The organism is Hydrogenophaga sp. NFH-34 (genome assembly GCF_021401345.1).
GTDB classification, from domain to species: domain Bacteria; phylum Pseudomonadota; class Gammaproteobacteria; order Burkholderiales; family Burkholderiaceae_C; genus Hydrogenophaga; species Hydrogenophaga electricum.
The window spans coordinates 19,266-32,814 of the sequence record NZ_JACBGE010000037.1; the positions used below are offsets into that span (position 1 = coordinate 19,266).

The window sequence follows — 13,549 nt, forward strand, 5'->3', positions numbered from 1 at the left end:
TCACCCGATTCCCTGAACCCCCGACCGCATGGCCAACCTTTCCCCCGTCATCAAATCCATCCAAGACATCATGCGCCAGGACTCTGGCGTGGATGGCGACGCCCAGCGCATCTCGCAACTCACCTGGCTGCTGTTCCTCAAGGTCTTTGACGCGCTCGAAGAAGAGCTCGAACTCACCCGCGACGCCTACAAGAGCCCCATCCCGGAAAGCATGCGCTGGCGCAACTGGGCGGCCGACCCCGAAGGCATGACCGGCGATGACCTGCAGGACTTCGTCAACACAGAACTCTTCGTCACCCTCAAGAACCTGCCGGCCGACCCGGTGCGCAACCCACGCGGCTATGTGGTGCGCGGCGTCTTTGAAGACGCCTACAACTACATGAAGAGCGGCCAACTGCTGCGGCAGGTGATCAACAAGCTCAACACCATCGACTTCAACCGGCAGAGCGAGCGCCACCAGTTCAACGACCTGTACGAAAAGATCCTCAAGGATCTGCAGAGCGCCGGCAACGCGGGCGAGTTCTACACGCCCCGCGCCGTCACCCAGTTCATGGTGGACATGGTCAACCCCCAGCTGGGCGAAACCGTGCTCGACCCCGCCACCGGCACCGGCGGCTTCCTGGTCTGTTCCATCGAACATCTGCGCAAGCAGGTCAAGACCACCGAAGACGAAACTGTGCTCCAGCAAAGCATTCGCGGTGTCGAGAAGAAGCAGCTGCCCCACATGCTGTGCGTCACCAACCTCATGCTCCACGGCATCGAGGTGCCCAGCCACATCCGGCACGACAACACCCTGGCCCGCCCGCTGCGCGAAGTCACCCCGGCCGACCGGGTGGATGTCGTGCTGACCAACCCGCCCTTTGGCGGCATCGAAGAGCCGGGTATCGAACAGGGCTTTCCGGCCGATGTGCGCACCAAAGAAACAGCCGACCTGTTCCTCGTACTCATCAAGCACATCCTCAAGGCCAACGGACGCGCCGCGCTGGTGCTGCCCGACGGCACCCTGTTTGGCGAAGGTGTCAAAACCCGCATCAAGGAACAGCTGCTGACCGAGTGCAATCTGCACACCATCGTGCGCCTACCCAACGGCGTTTTCGCACCCTACACCGGCATCAAGACCAACCTGCTGTTCTTCACCAAGGGCCAGCCCACGCAGCACATCTGGTACTACGAACACCCCTACCCCGAGGGCGTGAAGAGCTACAACAAGACCAAGCCCATCCGCATCGAAGAGTTCGACGCTGAGAAGGCATGGTGGGGCACTGAGGCCGATGGCTTTGCCACCCGGGTCGAGAACGAACGCGCCTGGAAGGTGGGCATCGACCAGATCAAGGCCGCCAACTACAACCTGGACCAGAAGAACCCGCACGCCCCCGAGCAGGAAAGCCACGACCCAGAAGAACTGCTGCGCCGCTACGCCAGCCTGCAGGCCGAAGCGCAGGGCCTGCGCGACCAGCTCAAGGCCATATTGGCCGAATCGCTGAGCGGAGCCCGCGCATGAGTGTGGTGATGGAAGCCCGCGAACCCAGCGCGAAATACCTCAGCGCCCTGCAGCCACCGCTGGTGCAGCACTTTGAGTTGATGGCCACCGCGCCCGGTGGCGTGGCGCGCCTGCGTGAACTGATCTTGACGTTGGCAGTGCAGGGCAAGTTGGTGCCGCAAGATCCGAGTGCCGAACCGGCAAGCGAACTGCTTAGGAAGATTCGGACGGAAAAGGATCGGCTGATTGCCGAGGGCAAGATCAAACGGGACAGGCCGCTGTTACCGATCGAAGAAGAGGGACAGCCGTTCACTTTGCCTAGTGGGTGGAAGTGGGTACGACTTGGGACTCTGCTGCCGTTTCGTATCGGGAAGACACCGCCCAGCAAAGACCCGCAGTACTGGTCCGATGAAGGATGCGCATGGGTCAGCATTTCAGACATGACTCACTTCGGCGAGGTCTTTGACACCGATCGGAAAATCACGGCAAAGGGTGCCAGTGTCTTTGGCTATGAGCCATTGCCGGTGGGGACGTTGATCATGAGCTTCAAGCTCACTATCGGCAAGATCGCCACACTACAAGTGCCCGCGTATCACAACGAAGCCATCGTCTCTTTTTTGCCGCTTGCTGGTCTTCAGCCGGAGTTCCTGAAATACGTGCTCCCCACGGTTTCCAAGACGGGGGCCTCCAAAGATGCGTTGATGGGGGCGACCCTAAACACAGAGTCGCTCTCAAATCTACTGATCGCTTTGCCTCCTGAAGCAGAGCAACCTCGCATCGTCACCCGCGTCGAAGAACTCATGCGCCTGTGCGATGCCCTCGAAGCCCAGGGCCAGCTCGAAGCCGCGCAACACGCACAGCTTGTGCAAACCCTGCTGGGTGCCCTGACCGCCAGCGCCACCCAAGACGAACTGGCCGACAACTGGCAACGCGTTGCCACCCACTTCGACCGCCTGCTCGACCGCCCCGAAGCCATCGACGCCCTGGAGAAAACCATCCTGCAACTGGCCGTGCGCGGCCTGCTCGTGCCGCAGGACCCCAAGGACGAACCCGCCAGCGAACTGCTGAAGACGATTCGCGCTGAGAAGGACCGGCTGATTGCAGAGGGCAAGATCAAGCAGGATAAGCCGCTGGCGAATATTGAAGTGGAAGAAGAGCCGTTTGAGGTTCCGGGGAGCTGGGAGTGGGTGCGGTTGGGGGAGGTGGTGTCTATCTCCAGCGGCGTAACACTAGGAAGGAAGGCAGCCCTTCCTGCGCCTACCTCGTACCCCTATTTGCGCGTGGCCAATGTCCAGCGTTGGCATTTGAATCTGGACTCGATGAAGGAGGTTGTGATTGACAGAGCGGAACTCGAACGGTTCCAGCTTGTAAGAGGCGACCTGTTAATCACCGAGGGCGGCGACTGGGACAAAGTTGGTCGCACCACCATCTGGCGTGATGAGTTACCCGTGTGCTTGCATCAAAACCACGTCTTCAAAGCGCGTGGCATGAGTCCAGGATGGAACCCGGTTTGGGCAGAGCTGTATTTGAATTCAACGTTTGCACGCGCCTACTTCGCTTCTTCGGCGAAGCAGACTACGAACTTAGCGTCAATCAACATGACCCAGTTGAAGGGGTGCTGTTTTCCAGTTCCTCCCCTCGCGGAGCAAGCCCGCATCGTCGCCCGCGTCGCATCCCTGCGCCGCCTGTGCGCCGACCTGCGCCAGCGCCTAGCCGCTCGCCAAACCACCCAAGCCCACCTGGCCGAAGCCTTGATCGACGAGGTGGCCTGAGCATGTCGATCGTTGGCGAAGCCACAGGTGTGATCGGTCTGCTGGGCAAAGCCTGGAACCTGCTGCGCGACCGCCTGGACCCGGCCCGCGCCCAGGCCAAGCGCCTCATTGAAACCTTCGAGGCCTACGGCATCGCCCGCCAGCAGATCCCCCGCCTGCTGCCCGCAGCACTGAAGCTGCCGAACGCCGCGTTCTCGACGCCCGACAAGCTGAAGGACCAGCTCACACCCGAGCTGCTGGACTGGGCCGCAAAGTATCTGGCGATCAACCGCGCCTGGCTCGACGGCGTGAGCCCGCAACCGCACCTCAGGGTGGACCACTACAAGCACCCGACCCTTTACCGCGACTGGCTGCAGGAACGCCAGCGAACAGCACCTGATGACCGGCGCTTGTTGTTGGTGTGGAAAGCCGCGGGTTCACCGGTGGGGCCGGATGCCAATGGCCCGCTGTGCCTGGTGTACGAGGAGATCAGCGATGGCCTGGACGGCTCCGATCAGTCGCGCTACTGGTTGCTGTCCGAAGGCTGGCGCTGGGACCACACGCCCTGCGTGTCGAACATGGTGGCCGCGGTGGCGGTGGCCCAGTCGTTGGGGGTGACGGTGCTTGGTGTGGATATTCCGCGCCCTTGGCTGCTGCAACTGGAACGCGGAGAAGCGCTGGCACCCGAGGTGGCCTGCAGGCGCCAGGGGCTGTGGCACCCGGACGATCTGATCACGCCCTTGCCCCAGACCGACACGCCATGGCGGCAGGCCGTGTGGAAGGACGCGCAGGGCTGGCTGGCGGACGAAGGGTGACGGGATGGGGCGCCGCTGTGGGGGCGGAGCTGTGTGAGCGGTTTCACCCCCGCGCACTCGATCCCCGCACCATCAGCGCCCCCTCCAGCACGATGCGGCGCGGCGGCCGCGCAGGTTCGGCCATGCGTTGCAGCAGCAGTTCGGCCGCGCTGCGGCCGATGTCGGCGGTGGGCTGGGCCAGCACGGTGACGGCAGGCTCGGGCAGGGTGGTCCAGTCGTTGTTGTCGAAGCCGGCCAGGGCGATGTCGGTGGGCATGGTCAGGCCGGCGGCGCGGATGGCTTTCCAGGCGCCCAGCAGCAGCAGGCCATTGGTGGCGAGCAGGGCGTCCGGGCGTTCGGCCGGGTCAGTGGCGAGCAGTGGCGCGGCGGCGGCCTGGCCTTCGTCGGCGGTGGGGCGCAGCGGCAGCACCTGCGGCGCCAGCCCGCGCTCGCGCAGCGCCGCTTCGTAGCCGGCCTGGCGTTCGCGGCCGGTGCTGCTGCGCGATCCGGCCAGCAGCACGATGCGGCGGCAACCCTGGTCGAGCAGGTGCTCGGTGAGCCGGCGCGCGGCGTGTGCGTTGTCGAGCAGCACCAGGTCGGTGGGGGTGTCGTCGGGCGCGCGGTCGACCAGCACCACCGGGAACGGGTGCTGGTCGGCGCGGAAGCGCCGCGTCAGTTCGGGCGTGGGCGAGAGGATCACGCCGCTGGCCTGTTCGTCGGCCATCAGCTCCAGGTAGGACTGTTCCTTGGCCGGGTCTTCGTCGCTGTTGCACAGGATCAGGCGCAGGCCGTGGCGGTAGGCCATGTCTTCCACCGCGCGGCTGATGTCGGTGAAGAAGGGGTTGCGGATGTCCGAGACGATCAGCCCGATCAGCGACGCGCGCTGCTGGCGCAGCCGGCGTGCCGCGAGGTTGGGGCGGTAACCCAGTTCGGCAATGGCCTGCTGCACGCGCTGGCGCAGGTCGGGCCGGACGGCGTCGGGCTGGCTGAGCACGCGCGAGACGGTGGTGGTGGAGGCGTTGGCGCGCCGGGCCACGTCTTTGATGCTGGGCGGGTGCGGGCTGCTGGGGTCGGCTGGCATGGGGCGGAATATGGTATCGATTCCTGAATTCTGCCTCCGGTAGCCGCTTGATCCGCATCAGAAGTGGGCTGATTTCCTGGGGTTAACCCGCATAAATGGCCCAAAAACAGCGCTCTACAGTGGACAGGGTGGCGGCAAATCGCATAATCCGCGAAATGGTATCGATACCAAAATTTTAGGAGACATCATGGATCTTCCCGTGCAAGTCCAACTCGGGGCGGTGGTTGCCGACCGCGACAGCGCCATCCGCGCCGCCGGCGCCCTGCTGGTGCAGGCCGGTTTCTGCGACCCCGCCTATGCCGACAGCCTGCTGCGGCGCGAGCAGGTGGCCACCACCTGGATGGGCCAGGGCCTGGCGGTGCCGCACGGCATGGTGGAAGACAAGGGCCTGGTGCGCCGCACCGGCCTGGCGGTGCTGCAGGTGCCTGTGGGCGTGGCCTGGGACGAGCCCAGTCACACGGTGCGGCTGGTGGTGGCGGTGGCCGCCGCGTCGGACCAGCACATCGCGGTGCTGCGCCGCCTGACCCGCCTCATGGCCGACGGCCCGCGCCTGCAGGCGCTGATGGCGACGGCCGACGCCGATGAGATCGTGGCCGCGCTGACCCGTGACGCCGCCGCACCGGCCGCTGCGCCCGCGGCGGTGGCCGATGGGCCTCTGGCCGAAGACCTGGTGCTCGACTACCCGAACGGGCTGCACGCCCGCCCGGCCACGCAGTGGGCCCAGGTGGCGGCGCGCTTCGGCGCCGAACTGCGCGTGCGCCATGGCGACGCGGTGGCCGACGCGCGCAGCATGCCGGCACTGCTGAGCCTGGGGGCGGGGCGGGGCGCACGCCTGCGCCTGTCGGCAGGCGGGCCCGATGCGCCGCAGGCCCTGGCCGCGCTGCGCGAAGTGATCCTGCGCCTGGGCCACGAAGAAAAGCGCCAGGCCGAGCAGGCCGCGGCGCGCCAGAAACAGGTGCACGGCCTGGGGCGCGAGCTGGAAGGCTGGCAGCCCGCCGCGCGGCAGGTGATTGCTGGCATCGCCGCCAGCCCGGGGCTGGTGATCGGCACGCTGGTGTCGGCCGAGGCGCCCGCGCTCGACGTGACCGACCGGCCCGAGGGCGTGGCGTCGGCTGCTGCCGCGCTGGACGCGGCCCTGGCCGACGCCGACGCCGAACTGGCCGAACTGACCGCCGGCGCGCAGCGCCGGGGCGCGTCGGAACAGGCGGGCATCTTTGCCGCGCACCGCCAGTTGCTGGCGCACGCCGAGCTGTTGCGCGATGCCACGCGGCTGGTGGTGCAGGGCCACGGCGCGGCCTGGTCGTGGCGCCATGCGCTGGCCGGCCATGTGGCCGCGCAACGCGCCCTGCCCGACGCCGTGCTGGCCGCGCGCGCCGCCGACCTGCAGGACGTGGGCGAGCGCGTGCTGCGCCAACTGGTGGGCGCCGCCGGGCCGGTGGCCGACCCCCGGCGCTGGCCGGCCGACAGCCTGCTGCTGGCCGACGACCTTTCGCCGTCGGTGACGGCGCAGATCGACGTGCAGCGCGTGCGGGGCTTCTGCACCGCGCGCGGTGGTCCGACGGCGCACACCGCCATCCTGGCGCGCGCGCTGGGGCTGCCCGCCGTGGTGGCCGCCGGGCCGGGCGTGCTGGCCGCGCCGGCGGGCGAACGCGCCATCCTTGATGGTTTCCGCGGCCAGCTGTTCATCGGCCCCACCGACGCGGCGCTGGCCGAGGCCGAAGCCATGATCGCGCGGCTGGCGCGGCGCCAGGCCGAAGAGGCGCGCAACCGCCTGCAGCCGGCCGCCACGCTGGACGGCCACGGGCTGGAGATCGCGGCCAACATCAACCGCCCCGACCAGGTGGCGCGCGCGCTCGACCAGGGCGCCGAAAGCGTGGGCCTGATGCGCACCGAATTCCTGTTCCTGGAGCGCGAGCACGTGCCCGACGAGGACGAGCAGTACGCCGTCTACCGCGAGATGGTGCGGGCGCTGGACGGGCGGCCGCTGATCGTGCGCACGCTCGACATCGGCGGCGACAAGCAGGTGCCGCACCTGAACCTGCCGGTGGAAGACAACCCCTTCCTCGGCCTGCGCGGCGCCCGCCTGTGCCTGGAGCGCGACGACCTGATGTGGCCGCAACTGCGCGCCCTGGTGCGGGCGGCGCAGGAAGGGCCGCTGTCGCTGATGTTCCCCATGATCAGCACGGTGGACGAGGTGCGCCGCCTGCGCGAGCGCCTGACCGAGGTGCAGCAGTCGCTGGGCCTGGCGCCCGAACAGGGCGGACGCCCGATTCCGGTCGGCATCATGATCGAGGTGCCCTCGGCCGCGCTGATGGCCGACCGCCTGGCGCCGCACGTGGACTTTTTCTCCATCGGCACCAACGACCTCACGCAGTACACCCTGGCGGTGGACCGCCAGCACCCGCAACTGGCTGGCATGGCCGACAGCTTGCACCCGGCCGTGCTGCGCCTGGTCGCGCAGACGGTGGCCGGCGCGCGCCGCCACGGCCGCTGGGTCGGCGTGTGTGGTGGCCTGGCGGGCGAACCGCTGGGCGCCGCGCTGCTGGCCGGCCTGGGCGTGCAGGAGCTGAGCATGAGCGTGGTCGACATCGCCGCCGTGAAGGCGCTGCTGCGCCGCCACAGCCTGGCCGAGCTGCAGGAACTGGCGCGGCAGGCGCTCGACCTCGACGACGGCGACGCGGTGCGCGCGCTGGGCGCCCAGTTGCGCGACGAAGCCCTGCAAGGCGAGACCGGGGTGGCGGCATGAACGCGCCGCTGCAACTGATCACCCTCACGCCCAACCCGGCGATCGACCACACGGTCTCGCTCGACCGGCTGGAGCCGGGTGCCGTGCACCGCGCCCGCGCCGAGCAGTTCGAGGCCGGCGGCAAGGGCATCGGCGTGGCCGCGGTGGCGGCGGCGCTGGGCCTGCGCACGGCGGCTTCGGGCTGGCTGGGCGACCAGAACCCGCAACTGTTCGAGCGCGCGTTCGCCGAGCGCGGCATCGCCGACGCCATGCTGCGCGTGCCGGGCCGCACCCGCACCAACATCAAGCTGGCCGACGCCGCGCGCGGTGACAGCACCGACATCAACCTGCCCGGCATCGCCTTCGACGCCGATGCCCTGGCCCAGGCCGAAGCCGGCCTGCTGGCGCGCCTGGTGCCGCTGGTGGGTGCCGGCACCTGGTGCACGCTGGCCGGCAGCCTGCCGCCCGGCGTGGGTGTCGACAGCCTGCTGCGCCTGGCCGCCGCCCTGCGCGCGCGCGGCGCCCGCCTGATGGTGGACACCGGCGGCGCCGTGCTGCGCACGCTGCTCGACCGCCTGCCCGCACCGCCCGACTTCATCAAGCCCAACCGCGCCGAACTGGAAGAACTGGTCGGGCGGCCGCTGCCCGCGGTGGCCGACGTGGCCCGCGCCGCGCTGGCGCTGCAGGCGCGCGGCATCGCCCTGGTGGTGGTGTCGCTGGGTGGCGAGGGCGCGGTCATCGCCAGCGGGGGCGCCTGCTGGCTCGCCACACCGCCGGCCGTGCCGGTGGCCACCACGGTCGGGGCCGGCGACGCGCTGGTGGCCGGCACGCTGGCCGCGCTGGTGGCCGGGCATGCCGCGCCAGAGGCGGCGGTGTTCGGCATGGCCTGCGCGGCCGCGCGCATCCAGCGCATCGCGCCCGGGCTGCCGCCGCGCGAGCAGATCGACGCGTTGGCCCGCCGCATCGCGATGCACCCGCTGGAGCTGCCCGCCCGTTCCTGACCGACCGATCCGCTTCCCACACCCCCTACGGAGACATTCATGGCATCCCTCATCGCCATCACCGCCAGCCAGAGTGGGCCCGCGCACAGCTTCATGCTGGGCGAGGTGCTGCTCGATGCCGCCCGCCAGGCCGGGCACGATCTGCGCTTGCGCGTGCACAGTTCGCTGGGCACCCAGGGCCAGGTGTTGCCGGCCGATCTGGCCAGCGCGGCGGCCGTCATCGTTGCCGCCGACCCCGGCGCGGCGGTCGACCGCCGCGGGCTGCCCGCCGGCCGTGTGCTGGAGGTCGCGCCCGACGCCGTGTTCCGCGATGCCGGGGCCGTGCTGCGGCAGGCGCTGGCGCTGGCCGGTGCGCCCGCTGCGGTGCCGGCGGTGTCCGCAGCGGCCGCCAGCCGGCCGCTGAAGATCGTCGCCATCACCTCGTGCCCCACCGGCGTGGCCCACACCTTCATGGCGGCCGAGGCGCTGGAGCAGGGCGCCAAGGCGCTGGGCCACCAGATCCAGGTGGAAACGCAGGGGTCGGTGGGCGCGCAGAACACGCTCAGCGCCCAGGCCATCAGCGACGCCGATCTGGTGCTGATCGCGGCCGACACCCAGGTCGAGCGCAGCCGCTTTGCCGGCAAGCGCCTGCATTCCTCAGGCACCAAGGCCGCCATCCACGATGCGCAGGCCCTGATCGCCAAGGCGCAGACCGAGGCTGCCGTGTGGGGGGGCGAGGGCGCTGCCGCCGCAACGACCACCACCGCAGCCGGTGCCCCGTCCGCAGGCAAGGGGGCCACCACCGGCCCGTACAAGCACCTGATGACCGGCGTCTCCTTCATGCTGCCCTTCGTGGTGGCGGGAGGCCTGCTGATCGCGCTGGCCTTCGCGCTCGGCGGTATCTACGTGTACGACGACGCGCACAAGGGCACGCTGGGCTGGGTGTTGTTCCAGATCGGCGCCAAGGGCGGCTTCGCGCTGATGGTGCCGGCGCTGGCCGGCTATATCGCGTTTTCCATCGCCGACCGGCCCGGCATCGCGCCCGGCATGATCGGTGGCCTGCTCGCGGGCACCGTGGGCGCCGGCTTTCTCGGCGGCATCGCGGCCGGCTTCATCGCCGGTTATTCGGTCAACGCGCTCAACCGCTGGATCCGCCTGCCGCGCGGGCTCGACGGCCTCAAGCCGGTGCTGATCCTGCCGCTGCTGGGCGCCGCCATCACCGGCGTGGCGATGATGATGGTCATCGGCCAGCCGGTGGCGGCCATCATGGCGGCGCTGACCGAATGGCTCAAGGGCCTGCAGACCGGCAGCGCCATGCTGCTGGGCATCACGCTGGGCGCGATGATGGCGGCCGACATGGGCGGCCCGATCAACAAGGCGGCCTATGTGTTCTCGACCACGCTGATCGCGTCGGGCGTGGCCACGCCCATGGCCGCCGCCATGGCCGCCGGCATGGTGCCGCCGCTGGGCATCGCGCTGGCCTGCTACCTGTTCGGCAGCCGCTTCACCGCCGAAGAGCGCGAAGCCAGCAAGGCGGCGGCCGTGCTCGGCCTGGCCTTCATCACCGAAGGCGCGATTCCCTACGTGGCGCGCGATCCGCTGCGCGTCATTCCCGCCTGCGTACTGGGCGCGGCCACCACCGGTGCGCTGTCGATGATGTGGGGCATTGCGCTGCAGGCGCCGCACGGCGGCGTGTTCGTGCTGGCGATTCCCAACGCGGTCAACCACGTCATCCTCTACGCGCTGGCGATCCTGGCCGGCACCGTGGTCACCGCCCTGGCCCTGGGTGCCTTCAAGAAGAAACTGGCCTGAGCATGCAAGACGACCCCCGTTTCACCATCAGCCGCGACACCCGCCTGTGCATGTCGCTCGCCGGCCGGCCGGGCAACGCCGGCACCCGGCTGCACAACCATCTGTACCGGCAACTGGGGCTGGACTGCGTCTACAAGGCCTTCACCACCACCGACCTGCCGGCCGCCATCGGTGGCATGCGGGCGCTGGGCATCCGGGGCTGCGGCGTGTCGATGCCGTTCAAGGAAGCCTGCATTCCGCTGCTGGACGAGTTGACGCCGTCGGCCGCGCGGCTGCAGTCGGTCAACACCATCGTCAACGACGACGGCCGGCTGGTCGCCTACAACACCGACTACATCGCCGTCGCCGCGCTGCTGAAGGCGCATGGCGTGGCGCCGGGAACGCCCTTCGTGCTGCGCGGCAGCGGTGGCATGGCCCGTGCCGTGCTCGCCGCCCTGGTCGACCACGGCCTGCACCAGGGGCTGGTGGTTGCGCGCAATCCGCAGGCCGGCGCCGCACTGGCCGCGCAGCACGGACTGGGCTGGCAGCCCGATGTGCCGGCCGCGGCGCCGGGGGCGCTGCTGGTGAACGTGACGCCGCTGGGCATGGCCGGTGCGCCGGAGGCGGCGACCCAGGCGTTCCCCGATGCGCTGGTCGGTGCCGCGTCGTGCGTGTTCGATGTGGTGGCCCTGCCGCCCGACACGCCGCTGGTGCAGGCCGCCCGGCGCCTGGGCCGGCCGGTGATCAGCGGGGACGAGGTGATCGTGCTGCAGGCGGTGGAGCAGTTCGCGCTCTACACCGGGGTGCGCCCGACGCTGGCGCAGGTGGCCGCTGCGGCGGCCCATGCCCGCGCCGCGTAGGCCGGGCTGGCTCGGGGAATGGGGTGAGGCCGGGCGTCAGCTGCAGCTGACGCTGCCGCAACCGCTCATGGTGGCGGGGCGGACCTTGCCCGGGTCGGCCAGGGTTTCGGTGCGCGAATCGAAACCCACTTCCTTCATGTGCAGGGCCAGGCCCGCGTCCATGGTGGCCGCGTGCTGCGGGAACCATTCCACCAGCGCCTCGGCCAGGCGGTTGATGATGTCGGTGTCGCCCTTCTCGTAATGCTCGGTCACGGCGCGCAGGGTTTCGAGGATGGTGGCGTGGTGGCTGGCGTGGCAGTTGTCGGGGGCAAAGCCGATCGCCACCATCCAGCGCTCTTCCTGCGCAAAGTGCTCCACCGTGTGGTCGACGAAGCGCAGGTACAGCGGCAGCTGTTCGCTTTCCGGCAGGGCCAGCAGTTGATTGAGCATCTGCACGAACTCTTCGTGCGTGTCGTCCATGCGGCCGTCGCCGGTGCGGAACTGGTCGGACCACGGCAGGCCCTGGGACGGCGACACGGCGGCGGGAGCTTCGGGGGTGGCGGTGGCGTTCATGGTGCGGGACTCTAAGCGGCGGCTGGCGGCAAGGGCTTGACGGGCGTCAAGCGCTTCCGGAAAACGCGGACAGCCGCCATTGTGCCCCGGCGCTGGCGGGGCAGCGCTCTCAGACGCCGACCGCCGGGGGCGTGACCTGACCGGTGGCCAGGCGCATGGCGGCGATGAGGTCGGGCGCCTGCAGCGCGGCGGGCAGTCCGGCGAGCACCGGGTCCTGCGCGATCGCGGCACGCAGGTGGTGGGTGTCGGGGCCGTCGCCCAGGCCCAGGGCCTGCTCCACGGGCAGCGGCTCCAGGGCCAGGCGTTCGCCCAGGCGCACACACAGGTAGCCCAGTGCGATGCGCGCCAGGCGGGCCGGCTGGATGGCCAGCGGCGGCGTGATCAGCAGGCGGCCCATGTCGCTCACGTCGTTCACCAGCGCGTTGGGCAGCTCCCACGAACGCATGAGCATGCCGCCGATTTCCACCGCGTTGAGCCCGAGCAGGTCCTGTTCCAGGCGGGCGCGCGCGAGCCGGTCGCGGTGCAGCCAGGCCGGCAGGCCGGCGGCCGGGATCAGCGAGGCGGTGGCGAGCTGGCCCACGAAACCGAGCACGACCTGGGTGGCCAGGGCGCTCTGGTCGGGCAGGTTCAGGGCCTTGCCCAGGCGCACAGCCAGTTCGCTGGCCAGGCCGCTGGCCTGCCAGATGCTGTCGAAGGCTTTCTGGGCTTCGGCCAGCGTGGGCTTGAAGGCGTCGGCCAGCATGTACTGCAGGCAGATGCTGCGCACGGTGTTGATGCCCAGGAACGTCACCGCCTGCCCGATGCCGGTGACGGGCTGGCGCAGGCCGTAATAGGGCGAGTTGACCTTGGCCAGCACCTTGGCCGCGATCAGCGGCTCCCCCATGACGAGCTCGCTCAGCTCGGTCGAGCTGGCGCGGGTGAGGAATTCGGGCGACAGCAGTTGCTGCATCGAACGCGGTGGGCGGGGAATGCCGCGCACCGCCGTCTCCAGGGCCTGGCGCCGGTCGCTGTCGAGCACGGCTTCCGGCCGCCACTGGAAGCTGGCCAGCTCGGGCGGGACCGGGCCCAGCGCGGGCGGCGGCGCGGTCACGACCACGGGGGCCGGGGGCAGTGTGGGCGGCGGGACGGGCGGAGACGCCGATGGGGTCTGGCGGGGCGTCGCCTCGGGGCGGGCTTTGGGCGGCGCCGGTGGCGGCGGGGCCTCGCCGGGGCGGTGGGCGGGGGGCTTGCGCCACCACCACCAGGCCAGGGCGAGGACCAGCACGGCGGCCAGCCAGAGCAGCAGGGGGGACATGGGATGGATCTCCGGCCGGCCGGTGGCCGGGTTTTCTGGGACAGATGGACTCATCCCGGATATCGGCGCGCGGCCGGAGAGCTTGAACGCCGACCTCAGGCGGTAGGAAAAGAGCCCGGGAGGAGCACGGAGGCATCGACGTTGTCGATCTGCGTGTGACCGCAGAAGGCCATGGTCAGGTCCAGCTCCTTGTGGATGATCTCCAGACAGCGCGAGACCCCGGCCTCGCCCATGGCGCCCA

The 13,549-nt window shown here is 69.8% G+C and carries 11 protein-coding genes; 7 read left to right on the forward strand and 4 right to left on the reverse strand.

The window, feature by feature from the left end; genetic code table 11:
• Nucleotides 1-28 precede the first annotated feature (28 nt).
• From L0977_RS23910 to L0977_RS23920, 3 genes are read left to right on the forward strand one after another with little or no spacing between them, the layout of a single operon-like run.
• Entirely contained in the window at nucleotides 29-1,501 is a 1,473-nt protein-coding gene (locus L0977_RS23910) for a type I restriction-modification system subunit M (protein ID WP_234267445.1), read from the forward strand.
• Nucleotides 1,498-3,252, forward strand: coding sequence for a restriction endonuclease subunit S (locus L0977_RS23915; RefSeq protein WP_234267446.1), 1,755 nt, complete (start codon nucleotides 1,498-1,500; stop codon nucleotides 3,250-3,252). The genes L0977_RS23910 and L0977_RS23915 overlap by 4 nt, the downstream gene beginning before the upstream one ends.
• Nucleotides 3,253-3,254: 2 nt before the next feature.
• Complete coding sequence (locus tag L0977_RS23920) at nucleotides 3,255-4,046, forward strand: hypothetical protein (protein ID WP_234267447.1); 792 nt, start codon at nucleotides 3,255-3,257, stop codon at nucleotides 4,044-4,046.
• Nucleotides 4,047-4,089: 43 nt separating this feature from the next.
• Here the strand turns inward: L0977_RS23920 and L0977_RS23925 are convergent, their stop codons facing one another.
• Nucleotides 4,090-5,106 carry a LacI family DNA-binding transcriptional regulator gene (locus tag L0977_RS23925; RefSeq protein WP_234267448.1) on the reverse strand — a complete coding sequence of 339 codons (1,017 nt, stop codon included), beginning with the start codon at nucleotides 5,104-5,106 and terminating at the stop codon, nucleotides 4,090-4,092.
• A 187-nt stretch (nucleotides 5,107-5,293) separates the two neighbouring features.
• Here L0977_RS23925 and ptsP point away from each other — a divergent pair, with 187 nt between their 5' ends.
• From ptsP to L0977_RS23945, 4 genes are read left to right on the forward strand one after another with little or no spacing between them, the layout of a single operon-like run.
• Nucleotides 5,294-7,852, forward strand: a complete 2,559-nt coding sequence (gene ptsP, locus L0977_RS23930; RefSeq protein WP_234267449.1) for a phosphoenolpyruvate--protein phosphotransferase — start codon at nucleotides 5,294-5,296, stop codon at nucleotides 7,850-7,852.
• Nucleotides 7,849-8,832 (forward strand): 1-phosphofructokinase family hexose kinase, encoded by a 984-nt coding sequence (locus L0977_RS23935; protein WP_234267450.1) that lies wholly within the window; start codon nucleotides 7,849-7,851, stop codon nucleotides 8,830-8,832. Before ptsP ends, L0977_RS23935 begins: the two co-directional genes overlap by 4 nt.
• Nucleotides 8,833-8,871: 39 nt before the next feature.
• Nucleotides 8,872-10,623 (forward strand): PTS fructose-like transporter subunit IIB, encoded by a 1,752-nt coding sequence (locus L0977_RS23940; RefSeq protein WP_234267451.1) that lies wholly within the window; start codon nucleotides 8,872-8,874, stop codon nucleotides 10,621-10,623.
• Between the two features lie 2 nt (nucleotides 10,624-10,625).
• Nucleotides 10,626-11,462 (forward strand): shikimate 5-dehydrogenase, encoded by an 837-nt coding sequence (locus L0977_RS23945; protein WP_234267452.1) that lies wholly within the window; start codon nucleotides 10,626-10,628, stop codon nucleotides 11,460-11,462.
• 36 nt (nucleotides 11,463-11,498) lie between these two features.
• Here the strand turns inward: L0977_RS23945 and L0977_RS23950 are convergent, their stop codons facing one another.
• The 3 genes from L0977_RS23950 to L0977_RS23960 all read right to left on the reverse strand — a co-directional run.
• Nucleotides 11,499-12,014, reverse strand: a complete 516-nt coding sequence (locus L0977_RS23950) for a hemerythrin domain-containing protein (RefSeq protein ID WP_234267453.1) — start codon at nucleotides 12,012-12,014, stop codon at nucleotides 11,499-11,501.
• A gap of 109 nt (nucleotides 12,015-12,123) precedes the next feature.
• Nucleotides 12,124-13,308, reverse strand: a complete 1,185-nt coding sequence (locus L0977_RS23955; RefSeq protein WP_267966558.1) for an HDOD domain-containing protein — start codon at nucleotides 13,306-13,308, stop codon at nucleotides 12,124-12,126.
• 95 nt (nucleotides 13,309-13,403) lie between these two features.
• The coding region (locus L0977_RS23960; RefSeq protein WP_234267456.1) for an alpha-hydroxy-acid oxidizing protein at nucleotides 13,404-13,549 on the reverse strand (146 nt) is incomplete at its 5' end.